Consider the following 23176-nt stretch of genomic DNA (forward strand, 5'->3'; position numbering starts at 1 on the left):
AGGGGTGCCGTTCCGCAGCAGCGGCAGGGCGGCCCGGGCAAGAGGAAACGGCATGGCCAACCTTGCTTCGCAGTCATCGGGCAGCCAACGGCCCCGAACGGTTGTCGACGAGCGACGCTCGACGCCTCGGGCCAATGGCTCGACCCAGGTGATGGTCATCACCATGCGGGGGCCGATCCCGGCACGGATGCTCGACGTGAGCCTGACCGGATGCCGGATCCGCTGCCCGGATCTGCCGAGGTTTGCCATCAGCGCGCGCATCGCCATTCTTGCCTACGGGCTTGAAATCCTCGCAGAACAACGCTGGCGCAACGGCACACACTCCGGCTGGCGGTTTGTCTACAGCGCCGCGGAACAGGACCGGTTGAAAGCGCTGCTTCGTCGGGACGGCTCCGGCCTGCTCTTGAACGAACGCATCGGCCGGTCCTTTCGAACGTCTCCGCACTGACGCGAAAGGGGCGGCTCTGTCGAACCGCCCCGGCGTCTTGTCCTCGATGGCCGAAAGCCCGGTCAGCCGCGCTGCGCGGCCTTCGCCTCCAGGCGACGGGCATGCAGCACCGGCTCGGTGTAGCCCGACGGCTGCTCGCGGCCCTTGAACACCAGATCGCAGGCCGCCTGGAAGGCGACGGACCCGTCGAAATCGGCTGCCATCGGGCGATAGAGCGGATCGCCGGCGTTCTGCTTGTCGACCACGGCCGCCATACGCTTCATCGTTTCCGTCACCTGCTCCTCGCTGCAAACGCCGTGGCGCAGCCAGTTGGCGATATGCTGGGAAGAAATGCGCAGGGTGGCGCGGTCTTCCATCAGGCCGACGTCGTTGATGTCCGGCACCTTGGAACAGCCGACACCCTGGTCGACCCAGCGCACGACATAGCCGAGGATCCCTTGGGCGTTGTTGTCGAGTTCGGACTGGATTTCCTCCGCCGACCAGTTCGGGCGCTCCGCCACCGGGATCGACAGGATGTCGTCGAGGCTGGCCCGGCCGCGCGCCTTGAGTTCGGCCTGGCGCGCTGCAACGTCGACAACGTGATAATGCAGCGCATGGAGCGTCGCCGCCGTCGGCGAGGGAACCCATGCGGTCGAGGCGCCGGCGCGGGGATGGCCGATCTTCTGCTCCAGCATCGCCTGCATCAGGTCGGGCATCGCCCACATGCCCTTGCCGATCTGGGCGTGACCGGGAAGCCCGCACTCCAGCCCCACGTCGACGTTCCAGTTTTCATAGGCCTGGATCCAGGCGGCCGCCTTCATGTCGCCCTTGCGGATCATCGGGCCGGCTTCCATCGAGGTGTGCATCTCGTCGCCGGTGCGGTCGAGGAAGCCGGTGTTGATAAAGCACACGCGTGCCGAGGCCGCGCGAATGCACTCCTTGAGGTTGACCGTGGTGCGGCGCTCCTCGTCCATGATGCCCATCTTCAAGGTGTTGGGCTGAAGGCCCAGCGCCTGTTCGATGCGGGTGAACAGCATCTCGGAAAAGGCGACCTCCTCCGGCCCGTGCATCTTCGGCTTGACGATGTAAAGCGAGCCGGCACGGGAGTTCATCCGCCGCCCGCCGCCATCGGAGCCGCCGGTGCCGATATCCTGCATGGCAATCAGCGCGGTCATCATGCCGTCCAGCATGCCTTCCGGCACCTCCGCGCCATCGCGGTCGAGAATCGCGGGCGTCGTCATCAGGTGGCCGACGTTGCGCACCAGCATCAGCGACCGTCCGTGCAGGCGAAGCTCGCCCCCCATCGGCGTGGAGTAGGTGCGGTCGCCGGCCATGCGGCGCTCAAGCGTCTTGCCACCCTTTTCGAAACTCGCGACCAGATCGCCCTTCAACAGGCCGAGCCAGTTGCGATAGGCGACAACCTTGTCCTCGGCATCGACGGCCGCGACGGAATCCTCGCAATCCATGATGGTCGAGACCGCCGATTCCAGAACGATATCGGAAATACCCGCGCCGTCGGAGCCACCGATCGGGCTGGAGCGATCGATGACGATCTCGGCATGCAGGCCGTTCTTGACCAGAAGCACCGACTGCGGGGCGTCGGCGGCGCCGCGATAGCCGGCGAATTGCGACGGGTCGGCGAGCGTCATCGCCGCTCCGCCGGCCCCGGCCACTTGCAAGGCGCCTTCGACAACGGACAGGCCGGTCGCATCGCTCCAGTCCCCGTCGAGCTCGAAACGTTCATTTAGGATGGCGCGGGCGAAGGCGATCACCTCGGCGCCGCGCGCCGGATCGTAGCCGCCGCCGGACGGCGTGCTGCCCATGGCGTCGGTGCCGTAGAGCGCATCGTAGAGCGAGCCCCAGCGGGCATTGGCCGCATTCAGCGCATAGCGCGCGTTGGTGATCGGCACGACGAGCTGCGGACCGGCGAGCGTCGCGATTTCCGGATCGACATTCTCCGTCGTGACGGAAAACGCCTCGCCCTCGGGAACCAGATAGCCGATCTCCTTCAGGAAGGTCTTGTAGGCGCCAAGATCGACCGGACCGGGATTTGCCCGGTGCCAGTCGTCGATGCGCGCCTGGAGCGCATCGCGTCTGGCCAGGAGACCGCGGTTTCCGGGAGCAAGATCGTGGATGATCTGAGACAATCCGTTCCAGAAATCCTGTGACGTCACGCCGGTTCCCGCCAGCGCTTCATCCTCGACAAAACGGTGAAGCTTGGCGTCGATCTTCAGTCCGGCAATTTCAATGCGATCCATGGCCTCGGACACTCCCTGTGTTTGATGCGACAGCACGACCGCAGCCGCGCCGCGAATGACGTTGCCGGACTTTCCCAAACACAGGCTAACCGGTCAATCTGACACAAATCTAAAAGACTTGATCCAAAAAGGAAAAAATGGAACGCGGCCGACCCTACGTCGAATTCAGGTGCAGCAACTCAAAATACACGCTTTAATTGCCCTCTCTCATTCGACCACAGGCGCCACGCATGGGCGCAAGGAGATGTTCGATGCAGGACGGAGACCTGGCGTTCAGCGTAATCGGAAGTGCCGACAACGCGATCTCGGCGGTCACCAGCGGCTACCGGGGCGCACGTGTCAATCATATGGGCGTGGTGGTCGCGACCCATCACGGCACGTTCGTCCTGGAGGCGTTCCCCCCGGAAGTGCGCCTGACGAAATTCGAGGTTTTTTCCCGCCGCTCGCAGACGGAAAATGGCGAGCCGCGCCTCCTCTTCGGCCGCTTGAAAGCACCGCACCGGCACCTGATCGACGATGCGCTGCGCTATGGCATAGAACAGCGCAACATTCCCTACGACCAGCTCTACCTGACCGGCGAAGGCGCCCTCTATTGCAGCGAGCTCGTCGTCGACATGTTCCGGCATGCCAATGAGGGCACACCGTTCTTCCCGGAACGCCCGATGAGCTTCCGCGACAGCACAACCGGTGAGATCCACACCGACTGGGTGGCGTATTACGCCTACTTCGGCATGACGGTTCCAAGCGGAGAGCCAGGCTCCAATCCGGGCGACATCAGCAAGGATCCGCGTCTGGAGATCTATCTGGCGACCGGTCCGATCCCCGGCCTTTCCTGAAACCGGTCGCCGCTTTCGCTTTCTTCACCGCGGCTTGCATCCCGCGACACAATTCGTCATACGATACCGTACACGCCCGTACGGTCACGCTGTTGCTGCCAGACCGGATACGCGGCCCCATCTTCCAACGGTGCCCTGCCGGTGCAGGGGTCGTCTTCCCGTTTCTGGCTGGTCCATGCTGTCATCCCACAAGACCCTTCGCGCATGGTTTTTCGCGCAACCGATCCTGCTCCTTTGCCTGACCGCGCTGTTTTGGGCCGGCAACACGATCGCCGGACGGTTGGCGATCGACCAGGTCTCGCCGCTGGCCGTCGTGTTCCTGCGCTGGGTCGCCGTGTCGGGCATCATGGTCGCGCTCTACGGGCGTCAGGTGCGCGCCGAATGGCCGATCCTGAAACGCCATCTGCCGGTGATGGTGCTGATGGGGGTGTTCGGCTACACCGCTTTCAATGCACTTTTCTACATAGCCGCGCACAAGACGACAGCGCTGAACCTCGGAATCATCCAGGGGTCGATGCCGATGTTCGTACTGCTCGGCGCGCTGGTCATCCTGCGCACGCCGATCCGCGCCGTGCAGGCCTGCGGCGTGCTTCTGACCATGTCCGGTGTCGCCTTCATCGCCAGTCAGGGCGATCTTTCACGGCTCGCGGGACTTGAAATCAATCCCGGCGACGCGCTGATGATCCTCGCCTGCCTGCTCTATTCGCTCTATGCGGTCCTGCTGCGCAAACGTCCGGCGGTGTCGGGAATGGTGTTTTTCACCGTGCTCTCGGTGATTGCGGCCATCGTCTCGGTGCCGGTGTTCGCGGTCGAGCTCGTGCAGGGCACGCAGCAATGGCCGACGCCCAAGGGCTGGCTCGTCGTCGCCTATATCTCGATCTTTCCCTCGTTCCTGTCGCAGATCTTCTTCATGCGCGGCGTGGAGCTGATCGGCCCGGGCCGGGCGGGCGTCTTCATCAACCTCGTTCCGATCTTTTCGTCGTTTCTCGCCGTCGTTCTTCTGGGAGAGCCCTTTCATTTCTATCACGCTGCAGCGCTGGTGCTGGTGCTGATGGGGATTGCCCTGTCGGAAAGAAAGGCAAAACAGCGTGCGACGACGCCGGCGTCTGCCTCCGAGCGGGGGTGACAACCCGGCCTTAACGCGATTTGACTACATGCAGATGATCGCCGGACTGGCCGGCCGTCCCGTGAGGTAGCCACGTCATGCAAGCGCCGCTGTTCATTGCCGCCATTGCCGGCCTGCTCGTGCTGATTTCCCTGATCCAGCCGATGGCACAAAGGCTGAAGGTGACATCGTCCGTGCTCCTGGCACTCGTCGGCGTGGCAATCGGCCTGCTGGCCGCCTGGCTGCTTTATACGCCGCGCACCAACGCCTTCAACGAAATCGCCGGCGTCTTCGTCAACCTGCCGCTCGATTCGCAAGGCATCCTGAACATCTTCCTGCCGGTGCTTTTGTTCCAGACAACCCTGACGCTCGACGTCAGACGCATGATGGAAGACGCCGGCGTCATTTTCGTCATGGCCGTTGTCGCCGTGCTGGTGGCGACAGCCTTCATCGGACTGGCGCTTGCCCCCTTTTCCGGTCTCTCGCTGGTTGCCTGCCTGTTGCTCGGTGCCATTGTCGCCACGACCGATCCGGTCGCCGTCGTTTCGATCTTTCGCGACATCGGCGCGCCGGCCCGGCTCGGGCGTCTGGTGGAAGGCGAAAGCCTGCTGAACGACGCAGCCGCCATCGCTCTCTTCGTCATTCTGCTCGGCGCCCTCACCGGCGCACAGACAACCGACCTTGCAGCCGGTCTCAGCCTGTTTTTCTGGAAGTTCGCCGGCGGGATCGTCCTTGGATACATTGCCGGACAAATCCTGGTGCACCTCCTGCCCTTCGTGCGCGATTTCCGCCTCGCGCAAGTGACCCTGAGCTTCGCCCTGCCGTATCTGGTCTACGTCAGCGCAGAGTATATGGCCGACGTGTCGGGCGTGGTCGGCGTGGTCATGGCCGGCATCGTCATCAACCTCACCGGACCGTCGCGAGTAACGCCGGACGGCTGGACCTATCTCAACGACGTCTGGGAACAGATCGCCTTCTGGGCCTCCTCGCTGATCTTCATGCTTGCCTCGATCCTGATCCCCAAGCTTCTCGTCAACGTCGGCCTGGACGATCTTTTTCTCCTGGCCATCGTGATCGTGGCCGCCCTTGCCGCGCGAGCGGTGGTGCTTTTCGGACTGCTGCCCCTGCTCAGCCGGCTTCGGCTCTCGCAGCCGGTCAGCCTGCCCTACATGACGGTGATGCTATGGGGCGGCATGCGCGGCGCAATCACACTGACACTCGCCCTCGGCGTCACGGAAAACGACGCGATCGATCCGCAGGTTCAGCAATTCGTCGCGGTGCTCGCCACCGGCTTCGTGCTGTTCACGCTGCTCGTCTATGGCACCACCTTGAAACCGCTGATCAAACTCTTCCGCCTCGACCGGCTGTCGCCGCTTGATAGCGCCATGCGCAGCCAGGTGCTGGACCTCGCAGGCTCCAACGTCCGCGAGGGCGTGGAGCAGGCAGCGTCGGAGTACCGGATCGCCCAGCCGGTCGCCGAGCGCGTGCAGGCGGACTACCGCAAACGACTTGCGGATGCGCCCGGCGCGACGCGCGCCGAGGAAGACATCCTCGATCGCGACCGCATCACCGTCGGTCTGGTGTCGATCTCCAACCGCGAACGCGAAATCGTCCTGCGGCACTTGCGCCAGCGCACCGCATCCATTCACACGGCCGAGATGCTGCTGGCGAAAATCGGGAACATCGCGGATCGCGCCCGCGCGGGCGGTCGTCTCGAATACAATCGCGCCGCGCGCGAGGCGCTGGCCTTTCCGCGCACGATGCGCGTCGCGCAATGGTGCCAGCGTCGGCTCAAATACGAGGGCTGGCTGGCCCGTCTTCTCGCCGACCGCTACGAAATGCTGCTGCTCAGCCGCATCGCGCTGGATGAACTCACCGTCTTCAACCGCTCGAGGATCTCCGCCCTTCTGGGAGAGCGCGTCGCGGAAATCCTGAACGAGATTCTCGATCTCCGTCACGAGGCGACAACCACCGCGCTGGAGGCGTTGCGCCTGCAGTACCCCGACTACGCCGACAGCCTGGACCAGCGTTTTCTGCAAAAGGCGGCGCTGCGGATGGAGGAAGACGCCTATCGTGCCCTCTTGTCGCAAAACCTCATTGGCGAGGAACTCTATTCCAGCCTCGCAAAAGCCGTTCAGGAAGCCAGGGCCCGCGCCGATGCGCGTCCGAAGCTCGACATGGGAATGCGCACCACCGAGCTCACGGCCCAATTGCCGCTGTTCCAGAACCTGCCGCAGGAGCGGATCCAGAAGATCGCGCATCTCATGCGGCCCCGCTTTGCCGTGCCTGGCGACCACCTGATCGCCAAGGGCGAACGGGGCGACGCCGCCTATTTCATTTCCTCGGGCGCGGTCGAGGTGATCACGGAAAGCCGACGCATCCGTCTCGGTCGGGGCGACGTCTTCGGCGAAATCGCATTGCTGACCGGCGAGCCGCGCACGGCCGATGTGCGCGCGCTCGGCTACTGCAACCTCCTCGTCTTGTCGCGCACAGACTTCAAGCAACTGATGGACAAGGATCCGGATCTGCAGAACCACATCGCCGCGACTGCGGAGCAACGTCAGGCGATGAATGCCAAGGCGGCCGGTCCCGACACGGACACCGAACACACAGAACCGCACGACAGCGTTCGCTAGCGAACGCAGCCCGTCGATCGGCGGGCCACCCAAGGTGATCCTTCGCCATCCGTGAAGCAGCGTCAGGTGTCGTCCGTGTCGCGGCCGTCGTCTTGATTCCAGGTCTGGATGCGCCGGTACAGCGTCGACGGGCTGACCTTCAGCGCATTGGCGGCACGCGGAATGTTGCCGTCGCAGGCCGCGATGGCCTTCTCGATGGCGGTCCGGATCACGGTTTCGAGCGGATCGATAGGCTCTGCGGAACCGGCGCCCCTGTCGGACCGGTCAAACGCAGGCGCAGCCGGCAGGCCGGGGCCGTCGACAGCCTCGAATGCCTCGTCCGCCGCACCGGAGCCGCCCCTCGCGGGGCTGTCGATACCGCCGGGCGCAGCAGCTTCGGACGGTGGAGCAGAACCGGTGCCGCTTTGTTGCGGCGGTTGCTGAAATGGCAACATTGCCGCCTCCATGAGCTCGGCATCATTGAGCACCACCGCCCGTCGAATGGTGTTTTGAAGCTGACGGATGTTGCCCGGCCAGGAATAGCCAAGCAAGGCATCCTCGCAGGCCGGCGTAAAGCCGCGAAACCGCTTGCCGTCCTCGCTGGAATAGATCTTGAGAAACTCGCGCGCGATCAGGAGCACATCGTCGTCGCGCTCGCGAAGACTCGGAAGATCGACGGGCACGACGTGCAGGCGGTAAAAAAGATCCTCGCGGAACCGGCCCGCGGCGACTTCCTCCTCCGGGTCGCGGTTGGTGGCGCAGACAATACGCACATCCACCGGCTGGGGCGTGTCCTCGCCGACGCGCTGCACGGTCTTTTCCTGCAGGACGCGCAGCATCTTCGACTGAAGATCGAGGTCCATCTCGCAGACCTCATCGAGAAAAAGCGTGCCGCCGTCGGCCGACAGCACCGCGCCGCGCCGATCCGACAGCGCGCCGGTAAAGGCGCCCCTCGAATGACCGAAAATCTCGCTTTCAAGCATCCCGGAGGGGATCGCCGCGCAGTTGATGGAGATCAGCGGGCCCAGCGCCCGGCGGCTGAGGGAGTGAAGCGCATGGGCACAAAGCTCCTTGCCGGTGCCGCTTTCGCCGGTGATGAATACGGTGGCATTGGTCGGCGCCGCGTTGCGCAGAATGCGATAGACCGTCTGCATGGCGAAGGAACGGCCGATCATTCCCTCGAAGCGGTCGCCGTCCATTTCCTCGCCCAGCGCCTCGAGACGGTTGGCAAGAATCTGACGGTCGATGGCGTTGCGAAGCGTCACCCGCAACCTGTCAGCGGAAAACGGCTTCATCACGAAATCGAACGCGCCCTCGCGCATCGCCTCGACCGCCATGTTGATCGATGCGGTGCCGGTGATCACGACCACTTCGCAAGGCACCTGACGCGCCTTGATCCAGCGCAACAGGTCCAGGCCGTTGCCGTCCGGAAGATTGACATCCAGCACCACGACGGACGGCGCAGTCTGTTCGACGGCGGCTTTCGCCTCGGCCGCGGTCTCAACGGCGCGCAAGGCCCACCCCTGTGGCGCGAGATACGCCTGATAGGTTTCAGCCAGCGCACGTGTGTCCTCCACCAGGAGGACCATGGGTGAATTCCCTGTCATCCGTGCAATCAACCACCCCTAGTCGTCACTCCGGCGTTGCGTTCCGTGGTCAGCAGAGTGTTGCCGCAGCATTGCGGTCACCGAAACACCGGTCGAGTCACCCTAGGCGATAGGCGCGCGTCGGGAAACCTGCACTTTATGTCAGGGCTCCTGCCTCATGAAACCGCCCCCTTCCCTCGCGGTTCGCGAAAGCGGTCGGGCGGCGACGTTACAGCATCTGAAACACGGGACGGAGCAAGCATTCCGCAGCCCCAATGGCCGTTTTGCAGCCGTGACCGGCGCAAACACACAATCCGGAATAACGAATATTTCACGCAAAAGGTGCAATTAACCACCTTTGATTGTATTTTGAGCGAAGATTGCAGGAGATCCGTCGTTGGCCTCCTATCGCCCGCTCCCGCAAGCCTGCATCGGGGGCCGGCTTGACCCTGTGAACGGGAAAGGAGCTCGGGAGAGCGCCGATGCGTTACACGATTGCATTGGCGCGGCACACGACCGCAGCCGAAGCCGGATCGCGGTGACACGCCGAAGGGTCAGGAAAACAGGCGACCGTGGCGCGAAAGGAACACGCGACCTCCTGTGAGGCCACAGCACCAGAAAGGCAGACAGGCATCATGCATGGGGGAAGCCGGGGGCCAAGCCTGCGCGAACGGGTGGACGCACGCAAGCGGCGTTACAGGTCGGACCGTACAAACGGCGGCCCCGCGCCTCTGACACCCCTCGACGAATACGTCGGAGTGGAATGTCCAGGGACAGAAGGCGAAACCGATGTCGCCGGCACCGAGCGCCTGTTCGGCCTTCTCGCCCGGAAGATCGAAAACACGCCCTGCCCCTGGAGCGGACAAGACGGCGGACATGCAAAGGCCCGCCTCAACCCGGCCATTCCGGCCGGCTACACCTATCTCGCGCAATTCGTGATGCACGACCTTGTGGTCAACCAGCCCCTCGGCGAAGGACTGCCGAACGGTGCGGGCGGCACGTCGCTCCGTGCACGTCCATTGATGCTCGACACGCTCTACGGATACGGACCAGCGGTCGAATCCGGGTGCTACGAAGCCATTGCGCAAGGGGCGGACCGCTCCGGCTGGCCCCGGACCCGCTTTCGGCTGGATGGCGTGGCCGGCGACGACGGAGCCCCACCGCCGGACACCGCGCGCTGCCCTTGTCGGGATATCGGCCGGGCCGTGGAAATACGCAACGGCATCGCCCGGGGGACCGCGCTTGTCGCAGACGTGCGAAACGACGACAACGCAGTTCTTTCGCAGCTCACCGCCCTGTTTCAGATCGCACACAACCTGGCCATGGACCGGTTGGAAACCGGTCGTGAACCGGCGACGCCCGAAGCCAGTGCGCTGCACTTCGCGGTGGCCCGCTCGGGGCTGACCCATGTCTATCACCGCATCCTGCGAAAGGACCTGCTTGCACGGCTTTTGGACCCGGCGGTTCGCCGACACTACGAAGCGGTCCCGGGCGCCGGCGGCGCTCTTTGCGACGATGGAGATCCGGCAGCCGGCATCGCCGACCTGACCCAGGCCGTCTTGTCCATCGGCCATGCGATGGTGCGCGACACCCACCGGTTTTCGGATGCGCCGGACCATGCCCATAGCTTGCGTGCGGTGATGGAACGCACATCCGTGCGCAGTCCGCATCACACCCCGTTCAACAGAGACTGGATTGTGTGCTGGTCCGAATTTTTCGACCTGGGCATCGTTACGCCGCAGCTGTCCGGCAGAATTGCCCCCTGCAGCGACACCCCCTTGTGGGACGAGACGCTGTTTGCGCCACCGGTCCCCGGGCAGCCTGCCGGACTGGCGTACCGCGACCTGCTGCGATGCACCTTGTCCGGCGTCCGCAAGATCGACGCGCTGTGCCGAATTATCGCAGAGCGGCGTCCCGACGTCCGCCGCCTGTCGCCGTGGTTGAGCGAACCGGGCCTGCGCGAGGAAGCCATGCGGAGGTGGCTGGATGCCGACAAAAGCGTCGCCCTGTCCGGGCTTCGCCGCAGCGTGGTGACGAACCCGCCACCGACGCTTTACCATCTGGCGGAGGCTGCGGCGGCGAACGATGGCTACTGCCTTGGCCCGCTTGCCTCCATCATCGTTGCCGACAGGATCTACAACCTTCTCGAGGCCCATGAATCCCGGCCCGCGTCGAACATTGTCGCGGCGGAAACCGCGAAGGTTGTCTTCGGCTCCAGGGTGCCGGCCTCAATGCCCGACCTCGTGCGCTGGATCGAACGACACCTGCCGGCGCAGCACAAGAGGCTTGGTGGCACCGCACTGCGCTGGAGCTGACGGGGAGCAATCGTCCAGGTCATGATGCGCGGAAAATCAGCCGGCCCGGCCAAGGGACCTGTCGCCTGACGTGCCGGCCGAGGCGCTCATTCCGGCGCGAGATCCGCAGGCATCTCCAGTCCGGCACGAGACAGGCCATCGCGCAACATGTCCCAGACCGCACGGTCGCTGATTGGGAAACAGGTTCCGATCCAGCGCGCCACCTCCGCGCGGGTCGGGGGCTGCGGACGCACCCAGCGTTCGCGCACACGCTCCTCGAAACGCCGGCATTGTGCGCAGGCCTCGTCGTGCTGTCCGGTCAGCGCGAGGGCCGCGACGTACCAGGCCTCGACGCCGAGATAGCCGCCCTTGAGATAGCGGAACGCATTGATCGCCGCTGCGAAATTTCCGCTGGTGAACATGATCCCGATGAAATAGCTCCAGTGCAGCGGCGACGTCAGAAGTCCGGCGTCGCGCAGCTGGAACGCGATCCGCGACGCCTCCTGCACATGGCCGAAATAGGCAAGGCCGTGCGCCCCGGAGAGGGAGGTCCAGGGATCATTGTCGTTCAGCGCCAGCGCTCGTCGGTGATGCGCCTCCGCCTGGGCAAAGCGGTGCTGGAGCGCGGCCGTCCAGGCGGAACACAGGTGCGCCCGCGCATCGAACGGATCAATCGACAGCGCGACGCGGGCCAGATCGGCGGCGCGTTCGAGGTCCGCATCGTGCAGCCCGTGCCCGGGAAAGACGATGTGCCGGGTGTTGATGATCTGCGCGAGACCGGAATAGGCCGGCCCGAAATCCGGATTTTCCTCGATAATGGCGGACACGATCTGCTCGGCACGCTCGGAGTTGTCCATCCGCCAGGTAGCGTACAGTTGCTGGGCGACCAAAAGCCGGTCGTAGTGCTCCACCGAGACCTCCGGCATTCGCGACACGCTGACCAGCCGTTCGGCGGAAATGCTCACATTCATGGCAAGGGCGATTTCGGCGACCAGCCCCGGCTGGCGGGCGAACAATTCCTCGATGTCCAGTTCCGCGTTTCGCCCCCACACATAGGTGTTCGTGCGCGCATTCTTGACCGTAACCGAGTAGGAAAGCGTGCGTCCGGACCGCATCGCGCTTATCGTCACCCGATACAGCGGTGAGAGGGATTGCGACAGGTTTTCCGTCACCCCGTCCGCGACGGACCATTCCTTGAAACGAACGAGGCGCGCCACGAGATCATGGCGGAAGACCCGGGCGAGCCGGGTGTCCTCATCGGACAGGGTCACATGCAGGATCGGATCCACCACGACAACGGGCGGAGCCTGTGCGACGGAAGGGTCGGGGACGGGCGGCGACCGCACGGTAGAAGCCGGCGCCACGCCGGGCCGCGCTGCGTCCGCGCTCAAGGTGGCGCTGGCCGGGGTCTTCGCGATGCGCGCGCGTTCATGGTTCAGCCAGTCGGCGAAATGCCCCAGCTTGATGTCGACAATCAGGTTCTGGGTTTCCCGGGAGGGCTGCGTGTCGAACTCCTCCTCCAGCAGGTTCCAGAGTTCTTCATAGGCCCGCAAGGCGGATGTGTAGTCACCGCGCACGGCGCGCGCTGCAATGAACGCACGGCACGCCGGTTCATGCGTCGGATCGATATTCAAAAGCGCAACCGACGCCTCCTCGATGCCTTGCCAGTCATCACCGCCAAGCTCGATCCTCGGCTCCAGGATGCTGCGCAAATGATCATGAAACTGCTGGCGACACACGCGCAACCAGGCGGTGAACGGCTCGGAAAGGGTCTCTCCCCCTTCGATCAGACGTTCAGACAGCCGCTTTTCGTCGATCAGGCGGCGCGGCACCCTCCCGTCGACGCCGACAAGGTCCTGGATATCGGTTTTCACCCGGGCAAGCTCGAGCGTGATATTGAGTTTGTCGCTGCCAAGGCCGTCGAATCCGGCGGCTTCGAGAATGCGTCTCAGGATCAGCAGGGTCTGACGCAGGGAAGAGCGGGCATGATGGTCGGAGCTGTCCTCCCAGAACAGGTTGGCAGCCGTTTCACGCGACAGGCGCCCGCCGGGTGTGAGACAAAGGCGGGCGAGCAGCCCCTCCGCCTTGCGCGAGCGAAAGACAACCGGTTCCCCGTTTATGTCGAAACGCGGAGGCCCGAGCAGGAATGCGCGCAACACCGGCGGCCGGCCGGACGCGCGCATACCGGCCTCCGCCTTATCGTTCCCGCCAATATTATCCACAATCGCCTCTGCCCCGTCGCACGTTGCCGATCTTTGCGTGACCTGCCTATTGCACGCTTTTTTCCTTGTTTTTTCAATGGTTGCGCAATTCTGTAACCAATACAACCATTCACAGCAGTCAACGGTCGCCGCGTCGCCTCAACAAGACGACCGTCGATGCGCCTGCCCGTTCGCCATCAGGCCCGAAACGGGTTGCCCCTGTGTAACAGCAGCACGTTTTAGGCGAAATCAGTGTCATGCCTGACCCGGCTTTCGTCTTCCCGCCTTTGCAGACCGATCCAGACGCGGGAACGCCCCCGGACAAACATGGCCTGGTCGGCGGCAAAGGCATGAAATGCATTGCGTTCCTTCGCCTTCCGTGTGCTCCCGACCGCTTGTGAACTTTCGCGTCTCACCAAAATCACGGACATATAACGCCGAGTGTTTTTTGATGAATGTAACGAAGGGTTGTGTTGGCGTGTAAGTGGTTTTGCCACTCTGTCGGTGCATCCCACCCAATCAGTCGACCGACCGGCGCATCGGCCCTCATTCGGGACACATCCGGTGCGACGCGTCACACATGACCATCCGGACCGACACCGTCCGACGACGGGATGGCACCAGGCGTCCGGAAGCTTCAAAGGGGGTGACCTTGGGGCGTTTGCACAGTCGCATTTCAGGACAGCGGTTCGCCCCGTGCCTTGATGCGAAGCGCCGCAAATCACATGCGGACCGCAGCGAGCCTTTCCTGCAGGTCCGAACGTGACCCAACTGGGCCGGGTTCACGACAACCCGGCCCGCTTTTGGGGCGGATCGACGAAGCGGCTGACAGCTTCGTCGCCGGTCAACCGCGCAGACACCGAGCGAACCGGAGGCCTGGGGCGGTCGAGACGAACGGAGCTGGCAACGGGCGACATCCTTGACACAGTGAGGGGTGCCAGTGCCCGGGCAATGCCAACGAGGGACAACGGATCCATCCGCCACTCGCGGATACAGGTTTTTCAGGGCGCGGAGGCGTCACATTCATTGGCCTGGCGGCACAGGAAATAGACATAGTCATACCTTCAGATTTTCAGATGATCATCGCCCGTCCGCAGGTTGCGGGCGGGCGATTTTTGTTGCCGCCAACAGCCGCCCACATGTGACCTGAACGTCTGCCGACGGTCTTGTTTTCCTTTCCCTCGCCGCAACAAGACTTTATTCAATCGGGACAGAAACCCGAAAGGCCCCGTGTGAGCAGTCTGCCACCGATTGACGTCGCCGATTTGCGCGTGCTCGTCTCGCTCGCGACCGAGCGCCACTTCGCGCGCGCCGCGCAGGCCTGCAACATGTCGCAGCCGGCCCTTTCGACGCGCATACGGCGCATGGAAGAATCGCTCGGCACGCCGCTGGTGCAGCGCGGACAACGCTTCCTGGGTTTCACCGAGGCAGGCGAGCGGGTGCTCACACGCGCGCGCCGCGTTCTCGCGGACCTCGATGGCCTCCGCCAGGACGTAACGGGCGGCACCGCGCTTGCCGGCCGGCTCAGGATCGGCGTGATCCCGAGCGCCACGCCGCTTGCCGGACGGCTCGCAGCCGCGCTTGCCCGGGCGCATCCGGGCGTGGACATCGCCTGCACCAGCCTGTCGTCGCGCATGATCGAGGCCGGGCTGCTGGATTATTCACTCGACGCCGGCATCACGTATCTGAACAACGAGCCGCTGCACAACGTCGACACGCTGGCGCTTCAACCGGAAAGCTACTGCCTGGTTGGCGCGCCGGAGCTGCTGGAGCAATCCGCTGAACCGGCAAGCTGGAAACGGGCGGCGGACTGGCCTCTTGCCCTCCTGACACCCGACATGCAGAACCGGCGCATTCTCGACAAGGCCTTCTCCGATGCCGGCGCGACCCCGCAGGTGGTGTTCGAGGCCAACAGCTTCCTGTCCATCTTCGGGCGCGCGGGCCGTGAGACATCGCCGGTCGTGGCCATCCTACCGCGCATGATCGTCGACGAACTCAAGACGGATGCCCTTGGTGTCCGGGAACTGGAGGCCATGCGCGTGCCACCGGTCATCGGGCTGGTCGCCCCGCGCAGAAACCTGCAATTGCCGCTGACCTCGGCCCTCTGGCGCGCTTGCCTGCAGGCAACTCAGCCCATTGATAACCTGTCATAATCACACGATTTCCAATCGCGATTTGAATTCGCATCCGAATTCCTTGCCACTCCTCTTTTCGAAGATGAGAGGGAGCGGGCGACAATGCTCGGAGGAAGTCGCGAACCGCAGCCCGTCAGGGACGGCACCGGTCGGAAGGGTCGCGGAAAGGGCGGACGGCTCAAGGGCCGCCCCCTCGACGATACGGCGCTCGAGGATGTCCGCCGGCTGCTTGGAGAAGCCCCTCGACGGCGCGACCTGCTGATCGAGCATCTCCACCTGCTGCAGGATGAATTCGGCGGACTGACCGCCGCCCATCTCAAGGCGCTGTCGCATGAAATGCGGCTGGCGGAGGCGGAAGTCTTCGAGGTTGCAAGCTTCTACCACCACTTCGACATCGTGAAGGAGGGCGCGGATCTTCCGCCCCTGACGATCCGCGTCTGCGACAGCCTGTCGTGCATGATGGCCGGCGCGGAACAGATGATCACGGCGCTGGAAACGCGCGCCGATCCGCGCGAGATCCGCATTGTGCGCGCCGCCTGCCAGGGGCGCTGCGCGGAAGCGCCGGCCGCGCAGGTCGGTCGCAACGAGGTCGGACATGCGACCGCCGACGCACTTCTGGAGGCCGCGCAGGCCGGAAAAACGGCGCCGCGTCCGGTCGAGGGGCTGCGGCTCGACGCCTATCGCGCCAAGGGTGGCTATGCGCTGCTGGAGGACTGCCTTGCCGGCAATCGCCAGCCGGAAGACCTGATCGAGACGCTATCCGACGCAGGCTTGCGCGGTCTCGGCGGCGCCGGCTTCCCGGCCGGTCGCAAGTGGAAGATCGTGCGCTCCTTCGAGGGACCGCGCCTGATGACGATCAATGGCGACGAGGGCGAACCCGGCACCTTCAAGGACCGGATCTTCCTGGAACAGGATCCGCACCGGATGCTGGAAGGCGCCCTGATCGCCGCCTGGGCGGTTGGCGCGGAGCGCATCTATCTCTACATGCGCGATGAATACCCCGGCGTACTGGAGGTCCTGCGGCAGGAAATCGCCGCGCTTGCCGCCGCCGGCCTCACCGATCACGCCCCCATCGAGCTGCGGCGCGGCGCCGGCGCCTATATCTGCGGCGAGGAAAGCGCCATGCTGGAATCGATCGAGGGCAAGCGCGGCCTTCCCCGGCACCGTCCGCCCTATATCGCGGAAAAGGGCCTCTTCGGCCGCCCCACCCTCAACCACAACATCGAGACGCTCCACTGGGTGCGCGACATCGTCGAGCACGGCGCGGAACGCTTCGCGGGCCACGGCAAGGACGATCACTCGGGCCTGCGCTCGTTCTCGGTCTCGGGCCGGGTTCGCAATCCCGGCGTCGCGATCCTGCCAACCGGCAGCACCATCCACGAGATCATCGAGGCCTGCGGCGGCATGGCGGACGGACACACGCTCGCAGGCTTCCTGCCGGGCGGCGCCTCCGGCGGGATCTTCCCCGCATCCATGGCCGACCTGCCGATGGATTTCGGAACCTTCGAGCCGCATGGCGGCTTCATCGGATCGCATGCGGTGGTGATTCTTTCCGACAAGGACGACATGCGTGCGGTCGCACTCAACCTGTTGCGCTTCTTCAAGCATGAAAGCTGCGGGCAGTGCACGCCCTGCCGCGCGGGCACGGAAAAGATGGTCGCCATGCTGGAGCACGGCGACTGGGACGAAGCGCGTCTCGGCGATCTGGAACAGGTCATGCGCGACGCCTCCATCTGCGGCCTGGGGCAGGCCGCGAGCAATCCCGTCCGCTCCGTCCTGAAGTTTTTCCAGCAGGAGAAGCGGCCGTGATCATACGCAAGGCCACCCCCGGGGATCTTCAACGTTTCGCGGCTCTCGTGAGCGAGTTGGAGCAACACTACGGATCGGACATCGATCCCGATCTGGTGACACAGCGCCTGTCGGACGGCTTCACGCGCTATGGCGAACTGGTGTTTCTTGTGGCGGAGGACGGTGACACGCTTCTCGGCCATGCGACCATGTCGCCGCTGTTTCCCGCCGGACGGGCCAATCCCGCCTATTTCGTCAAGGACGTCTTCGTTTCCAGCCATGCCCGCGGGCGCGGCGTGGGAGAAGCGCTTCTTCGCGCTTGCGCCGCCGAAGCGCGTGCACGCGGCGCGCCCCGGATGGACCTGACCGTCGATGCCGACAACGAGGGCGCAATCCGGCTCTACCGGCGGCTTGGTGCGGTGGAGCCCGACAAACGCTACCTGCGATGGGATGGCGAAAGCCTGGACAAGCTTGCGGAAGGTACGGACGATGACTGACCCCATCACCTTCACCCTCGACGGCCAGGCGGTCGAGGCGGCGGCAGACGAGACCATCTGGCAGGTCGCCAAGCGCGTCGGCACGGCCATTCCCCATCTTTGCCACAAGGATACGCCCGGCTATCGCCCGGACGGAAACTGCCGCGCCTGCGTGGTGGAAATCGAGGGCGAGCGCACGCTTGCAGCCTCCTGCATCCGCGCCCCCGCCGAGGGCATGGTGGTCACGACCGCCTCCAAACGGGCCGAAAAGGCGCGCGAGATGGTGTTCGAGTTGCTCGCCAGCGACATGCCGGCCCGCGACGACTCGCCCGACCGCGATGCCGATTTCTGGATCTGGTCGGAGGCCGTCGGCGTCGAGCGCTCGCGCTACGACAGCCGCTACAGCGAGGCTCCCGGTCACACACGCGCGGCCCGCTGGGACACGTCCCATGCCGCGATCGCCGTCAACCTCGACGCCTGTATCGCCTGCGGCCTGTGCGAACGCGCCTGCCGCGAGGTCCAGGTCAACGACGTGATCGGCATGGGCTATCGCGGAGGCGAAGCACGACCGATCTTCGACCTCTCCGACCCGATGGGCGCCTCCACCTGCGTTGCCTGCGGCGAATGCGTGCAGGCCTGCCCGACCGGCGCGCTGCAGGAAAAGAGCGTGATGGACGCGCCCGCGCGCCACACGGTCCTGACCGCCGACCGCACCGTCGACTCGCTCTGCCCGTTTTGCGGCGTCGGCTGCCAAACCACGGTGCATGTCAAGGACGAGACAATCATCAAGATCGACGGGCGCAATGGCACGGCGAACGAGAACCGGCTCTGCGTCAAGGGCCGCTTCGGCCACGACTACATCCGCCACCCGCACCGGCTGACCAAACCGCTGGTGCGCCGCGACGACGCGCCCAAGGCGGGCGACGCGATGCTCGACCCGGCCAATCCCTTCGACGTGTTCCGCGAGGCGACCTGGGAAGAGGCCCTGGAGCGCGCGGCCGGTGGACTGGCCCAAATCCGCGACACTTCGGGCGGTGCCGCACTTGCCGGCTTTGGCTCCGCAAAGGGGTCGAATGAGGAAGCCTACCTGTTCCAGAAGCTTGTGCGACAGGGCTTTGGCACCAACAACGTCGACCATTGCACGCGGCTGTGCCACGCCTCCTCGGTCGCCGCGCTGATGGAGGGGATCGGCTCGGGCGCCGTCTCCGCGCCCTTCCGCGCGGCGGAAGACGCCGACTGCATCATCGTGATCGGCGCAAGGCCGACCCAGAACCATCCGGTTGCCGCGACCTACCTCAAGCAGGCCGCCAAACGCGGTGCGAAGCTCATCGTCATGGACCCGCGCGGCCAGGACCTGATGCGCCACGCAAGTCATTCCTTGCGGTTTACGCCGGGCAGCGATGTGGCGATGCTCAATGCGCTTCTACATGTGATCATCGCCGAAAACCTCCACGACGCCGACTATGTCGCCAGCCACGTCGACGGTTTCGAGGCACTGAAGGACAAGGTCCGCGACTTCTCGCCGGAAGCGATGGCGAGCGTCTGCGGCATCGACGCCGAAACACTCCGGGACGTGGCGCGCGTCTATGCGACGAGCGACCGCTCCATCATCTTCTGGGGCATGGGCGTGTCGCAGCATGTTCACGGCACGGACAACGCCCGCTGCCTGATCGCGCTGGCACTGGTCACCGGCCAGATCGGGCGTCCGGGCACCGGCTTGCATCCCTTGCGCGGACAAAACAACGTGCAGGGCGCATCCGACGCCGGCCTGATCCCGATGTTCCTGCCCGACTACAAGTCAGTGGAGAATCCGGATATCCGGGGCGCCTATGAAGACGCCTGGGGCCGGCCGCTCGATCCCGTTCGCGGGCTGACCGTGGTCGAGATCATGGACGCGATCCATGCCGGCGACATTCGCGGCATGTACATCATGGGCGAGAACCCGGCGATGTCGGATCCCGACCAGATCCATGCCCGCGCTGCCCTTGCGAAACTCGACCATCTGGTGGTCCAGGACATTTTCCTGACCGAAACCGCCTGGCACGCGGATGTGGTGCTGCCGGCCTCCGCCCATGCGGAAAAACTCGGCACCTACACCAACACCAACCGCCAGGTGCAGCTCGGTCGTCCGGCCGTTCCCCTGCCCGGCGCGGCGCGGCAGGACTGGGAGCTGATCGCCGAGATCGCCCGCCGCATCGGGCTCGACTGGTCTTATGCCCATATCGGCGAGGTCTATGAGGAAATGCGCGCGTTCATGCCATCGCTCGCCAACATTTCCTTCGAGCGCATCGTCCAGGAAGGCTGCGTGACCTATCCGGCGAAACATGAAGATCAACCGGGCTCGGAGATCATCTTCACCGACGGCTTTCCCACAGCCTCCGGCAAGGGACGCCTGGTCCCGGCCGACCTCATTCCGCCGGACGAGATGCCGGACGAGACCTATCCGCTCGTCCTGACCACCGGGCGCATGCTCGAACACTGGCACACCGGTGCGATGACACGACGCTCGTCCACGCTCGATGCGCTGGAACCCGGCCCCGTGGCTGCGATGAACCCGCGCGAGATCGAGGCCCGCGGCCTGGTCGCGGGGGACGCGGTGACGGTCACCACCCGCCGGGGCGCGATCACGGCGACCCTGCGGGCCGATCGCGACGTCGCGGATGGCATGGTTTTCGTGCCGTTCTGTTTCTTCGAGGCTCCCGCCAACCGGCTCACCAACGCGCAGCTCGATCCGTTCGGCAAGATCCCGGAGTTCAAATACTGCGCGGCACAGGTGATCTCGGTCGCCGGACTTCGACAAGAAGCGGCCGCAGAGTAGACCGGTCACCGGGCGGCGGACCGGAGCCGAACACACAAGAGGGAGCGCCGCAGGTCCGCAGCGCTCCCTTTCGCCTATCGATGCAACATTTCGCAGTCTCGCGGAGCCGGTCAGGCGGCGGTCTGCTTCCTCGCCTCCCCGCGACGGTCCCGCCCCTTGAAATTCGGGTCGCGCTTCTTGCGCCGGTCGAGCGGGCCTTCCCGGATTTCGACGAAGAAACCGCGGATCTGTTCGGCGATCTCCGTCGATTGCGACCGCAGGCTCCCCGAAACAACAAGAAAGTCATCGGCCGCATGTTCGGTCTTGTCGATCGCGTCGTTCACGCCGGTCACGTTGCGCGTGAGCGTCATCGTGCCCTGGGCGGCATGCTGCACATTCATCGAGATTTCCCGCGTCGCCGCCCCCTGCTCCTCTACCGCCGCGGCGATGGCGGCCGTCAGCGAGTCGATTTCGCCAACCGTGGAGGAAATCGACCCGATCGTGTCGACGGCCCGGGTGGTCGCCGCCTGCACTTCCGACACCTGATTGGCAATATCCTCCGTCGCCTTGGAGGTCTGGCTTGCAAGCTGCTTCACCTCCTGGGCGACAATGGCGAAGCCGCGTCCCGCCTCGCCGGCGCGCGCCGCCTCGATGGTGGCATTGAGCGCCAGCAGGTTTGTCTGTGCGGCAATCGCCTGAATGAGACCGATGACATCGCCGATCTTCTGGGCGGAAGTGGAGAGCCGGCCGATTTCCTGCGAGGCGTTTTCGGTCACCGAGCTTGCCCGGCGCGCGACATCCGAGGCGCCGGTGATCTGGCGGCCGATCTCCTCGATCGAGGACGACAGTTCCTCCGCCGCCGAGGCCACGGTCTGGACGCTCACCGAGGTTTCCTCGGAGGCCGCGGATGCTGAAACGGCCTCTTGCGAGGCGGAACTGGCGACATCGGAAAGTGTGCCGGCCTGCTGCTGCATCCGGTCGGCGGTCTGGTCCACGGTCCGCAGCGATGCCTCGACCTTTTCCTTGAACCGGTCGACCGCATCGCTCAGGTGGCGGGTCTGCGCTTCCTGGGCTTCCATGATGATCTGCTGATAGGTCGAGATCGCGAAATCGAGATCGAGCAATACCGCCTTGTTGAGCACCTGGACCGACTGTGTCGCCTTCTTCGGCGCGAAGCGGTACTTTTGCATCACGATGGCGATAAGCTCGTTGAGCACATACTGGTAGCCGGCGATGTACCAGCGCGGCTCCAGGCCAATGCGGCTGTGCGCGCGCCCGATGCGGTCGATGCTTTGCACGTAGTCATCGTCGAAAGCGCCGGTAAACAGGCGCTTCCAGTGTTTTTTCTGCGCCGATTCCAGAGACGCCTGGCGATCCCCGATCAGGGCGGCCAGATTGGGTTGCTTCACAACGTGAGAATAAAAACTTCTCAGAATTTCGTCGAGCCGGGGTTCCACCACCGGCCAAAGGCTCTGAAGGCTGCGTCTGGCCTTGTCGTCGATACGCGCGAATGCAACCCGTAATTCAGAACCACCATCACCTGCTACCGACATCGGATTACCTCATCTGACTATTGCCATCAGTTTGGGTAAAGCCGGTTACAAATTATATAACGACAAAGCATTTTTTATGTATGTATATTTTTAATTCATAAACCCTGTAAAAATTACGCAGGGATATAATCCGAAAAGAATCCAAAGTCCGGTATGAAAATAATTTCCATAGAACAAAAATCTAAAACTATGTGGTTTTACATAGAAAATCCGTACATCATCCGACAATTGCGCTTTCAGCAGCAAATTCCAACTTGGGCGAAGGTCGCCCTGCCAGAGACTCAAATTGTATTATGGAAGAATGAAATGAGTCGAAATCCACAGCAAGCACGAATTTGGAGGCGATGGCCGGGGTGGCGGGTTTGAGAGAACCGGTTTCTGTGACAACAAGGCGCGAGGACCACCGCCGGCGGCGGGATCGACGGACCCGACAGCGATCCGTGCGCGCCCTCTGCGGCCACATGCCCCTGAAACACCGAGCCCGCAAGGGAGCCCCTTATGGAACCCAAATTGCTAGCCCTCCTGATCCTGGTGCCGTTCACAGTGGTGTTCGTCTATGCCGGCCTCCATGAATACAAACGTTACAAGTCCCAGGGCCGGGCAAAATACGGGCTTGTCTACGATGAAGAGACCGGGACAACCCATGTGACCGGCATCGACGAAGACGAGGACGGGTACGATCCGGAAGACTACGATCCCAGCAACTACAACGAACCGGGAAGCACAAAGGAGACCGACGACGAAAGGACTTAGGACTTCGACCGGCTTTCCGCGCCTGCGCCGCGTTTCGAAAAGCCGTCATTGGCGCATGGGCTGCAAAGCGGATGCCGCCGTATTGCAACGCGATTTCCGCGATGGGTTCCGTCGCCGTGTCAGGGAGAAGCGCGCCGCCCATCGCCACTGCGTTCACGTCACGGTGTCTGCAAGTCTGACAGATGCGGGATGGCTGGGGCGGCAGGATTCGAACCTGCGAATGGCGGCACCAAAAGCCGCTGCCTTACCACTTGGCGACGCCCCAACGCGCGACGACGTGTATAACCAGACCCCTGCGCTCACGCAAGCGTCGCTTCGGGCTTCAGCCGCTACATTCCCCAGGGCGTTCACA

General features: G+C 64.1%; 14 protein-coding genes and 1 tRNA gene. 10 read left to right on the forward strand and 5 right to left on the reverse strand.

Annotation, left to right across the window (positions count from 1 at the left end):
• Positions 1 to 52: 52 nt before the first annotated feature.
• Positions 53 to 448: a PilZ domain-containing protein gene (locus tag G572_RS26350; RefSeq protein WP_029059888.1), complete on the forward strand. Its 396-nt coding sequence runs from the start codon at positions 53 to 55 to the stop codon at positions 446 to 448.
• Between the two features lie 62 nt (positions 449 to 510).
• Here G572_RS26350 and G572_RS0119365 read toward each other — a convergent pair whose 3' ends face one another.
• On the reverse strand, positions 511 to 2685 hold the full coding sequence (locus tag G572_RS0119365) for a malate synthase G (protein WP_037547694.1): 2175 nt from the start codon (positions 2683 to 2685) through the stop codon (positions 511 to 513).
• Positions 2686 to 2936: 251 nt separating this feature from the next.
• Here G572_RS0119365 and G572_RS0119370 point away from each other — a divergent pair, with 251 nt between their 5' ends.
• The 3 genes from G572_RS0119370 (at position 2937) to G572_RS24780 (ending at position 7262) form a co-directional block, all read left to right on the forward strand.
• A complete protein-coding gene (locus G572_RS0119370) occupies positions 2937 to 3521 on the forward strand; it encodes a YiiX/YebB-like N1pC/P60 family cysteine hydrolase (protein ID WP_029059890.1) in 585 nt (194 codons plus the stop codon).
• A 175-nt stretch (positions 3522 to 3696) separates the two neighbouring features.
• Positions 3697 to 4647: a DMT family transporter gene (locus G572_RS0119375; protein WP_245566259.1), complete on the forward strand. Its 951-nt coding sequence runs from the start codon at positions 3697 to 3699 to the stop codon at positions 4645 to 4647.
• A 77-nt stretch (positions 4648 to 4724) separates the two neighbouring features.
• The gene (locus G572_RS24780; RefSeq protein ID WP_037547480.1) at positions 4725 to 7262 is read left to right on the forward strand and encodes a cation:proton antiporter; all 2538 of its coding nucleotides are present in this window, start codon (positions 4725 to 4727) and stop codon (positions 7260 to 7262) included.
• 62 nt (positions 7263 to 7324) lie between these two features.
• On the opposite strand, the gene G572_RS0119385 is transcribed toward G572_RS24780, so the two are convergent.
• On the reverse strand, positions 7325 to 8830 hold the full coding sequence (locus tag G572_RS0119385; RefSeq protein WP_208979160.1) for a sigma-54-dependent transcriptional regulator: 1506 nt from the start codon (positions 8828 to 8830) through the stop codon (positions 7325 to 7327).
• Positions 8831 to 9585: 755 nt separating this feature from the next.
• On the opposite strand from G572_RS0119385, the gene G572_RS0119390 reads away from it, so the two are divergent.
• Complete coding sequence (locus tag G572_RS0119390) at positions 9586 to 11142, forward strand: peroxidase family protein (protein WP_029059893.1); 1557 nt, start codon at positions 9586 to 9588, stop codon at positions 11140 to 11142.
• 86 nt (positions 11143 to 11228) lie between these two features.
• On the opposite strand, the gene G572_RS0119395 is transcribed toward G572_RS0119390, so the two are convergent.
• A complete protein-coding gene (locus tag G572_RS0119395) occupies positions 11229 to 13304 on the reverse strand; it encodes a BTAD domain-containing putative transcriptional regulator (protein WP_029059894.1) in 2076 nt (691 codons plus the stop codon).
• Positions 13305 to 14554: 1250 nt separating this feature from the next.
• On the opposite strand from G572_RS0119395, the gene G572_RS0119405 reads away from it, so the two are divergent.
• The 4 genes from G572_RS0119405 to fdhF all read left to right on the forward strand — a co-directional run bounded on the left by G572_RS0119405 (position 14555) and on the right by fdhF (position 20539).
• On the forward strand, positions 14555 to 15475 hold the full coding sequence (locus tag G572_RS0119405; protein WP_051242768.1) for a LysR family transcriptional regulator: 921 nt from the start codon (positions 14555 to 14557) through the stop codon (positions 15473 to 15475).
• An 84-nt stretch (positions 15476 to 15559) separates the two neighbouring features.
• Entirely contained in the window at positions 15560 to 17266 is a 1707-nt protein-coding gene (locus G572_RS0119410) for an NADH-ubiquinone oxidoreductase-F iron-sulfur binding region domain-containing protein (RefSeq protein ID WP_029059897.1), read from the forward strand.
• Positions 17263 to 17742: a GNAT family N-acetyltransferase gene (locus G572_RS24785; RefSeq protein ID WP_051242770.1), complete on the forward strand. Its 480-nt coding sequence runs from the start codon at positions 17263 to 17265 to the stop codon at positions 17740 to 17742. Before G572_RS0119410 ends, G572_RS24785 begins: the two co-directional genes overlap by 4 nt.
• Entirely contained in the window at positions 17735 to 20539 is a 2805-nt protein-coding gene (gene fdhF, locus G572_RS0119420; protein WP_029059898.1) for a formate dehydrogenase subunit alpha, read from the forward strand. The genes G572_RS24785 and fdhF overlap by 8 nt, the downstream gene beginning before the upstream one ends.
• A 110-nt stretch (positions 20540 to 20649) precedes the next feature.
• Here fdhF and G572_RS0119425 read toward each other — a convergent pair whose 3' ends face one another.
• Positions 20650 to 22071, reverse strand: coding sequence for a globin-coupled sensor protein (locus G572_RS0119425; RefSeq protein ID WP_029059899.1), 1422 nt, complete (start codon positions 22069 to 22071; stop codon positions 20650 to 20652).
• Positions 22072 to 22569: 498 nt separating this feature from the next.
• Here G572_RS0119425 and G572_RS0119430 point away from each other — a divergent pair, with 498 nt between their 5' ends.
• Entirely contained in the window at positions 22570 to 22824 is a 255-nt protein-coding gene (locus G572_RS0119430) for a hypothetical protein (RefSeq protein WP_029059900.1), read from the forward strand.
• Between the two features lie 190 nt (positions 22825 to 23014).
• Here G572_RS0119430 and G572_RS0119435 read toward each other — a convergent pair.
• Positions 23015 to 23089, reverse strand: a tRNA-Gln gene (locus tag G572_RS0119435).
• Positions 23090 to 23176: the final 87 nt, after the last annotated feature.

This window comes from Stappia stellulata DSM 5886 (genome assembly GCF_000423705.1).
Taxonomy (GTDB): domain Bacteria; phylum Pseudomonadota; class Alphaproteobacteria; order Rhizobiales; family Stappiaceae; genus Stappia; species Stappia stellulata.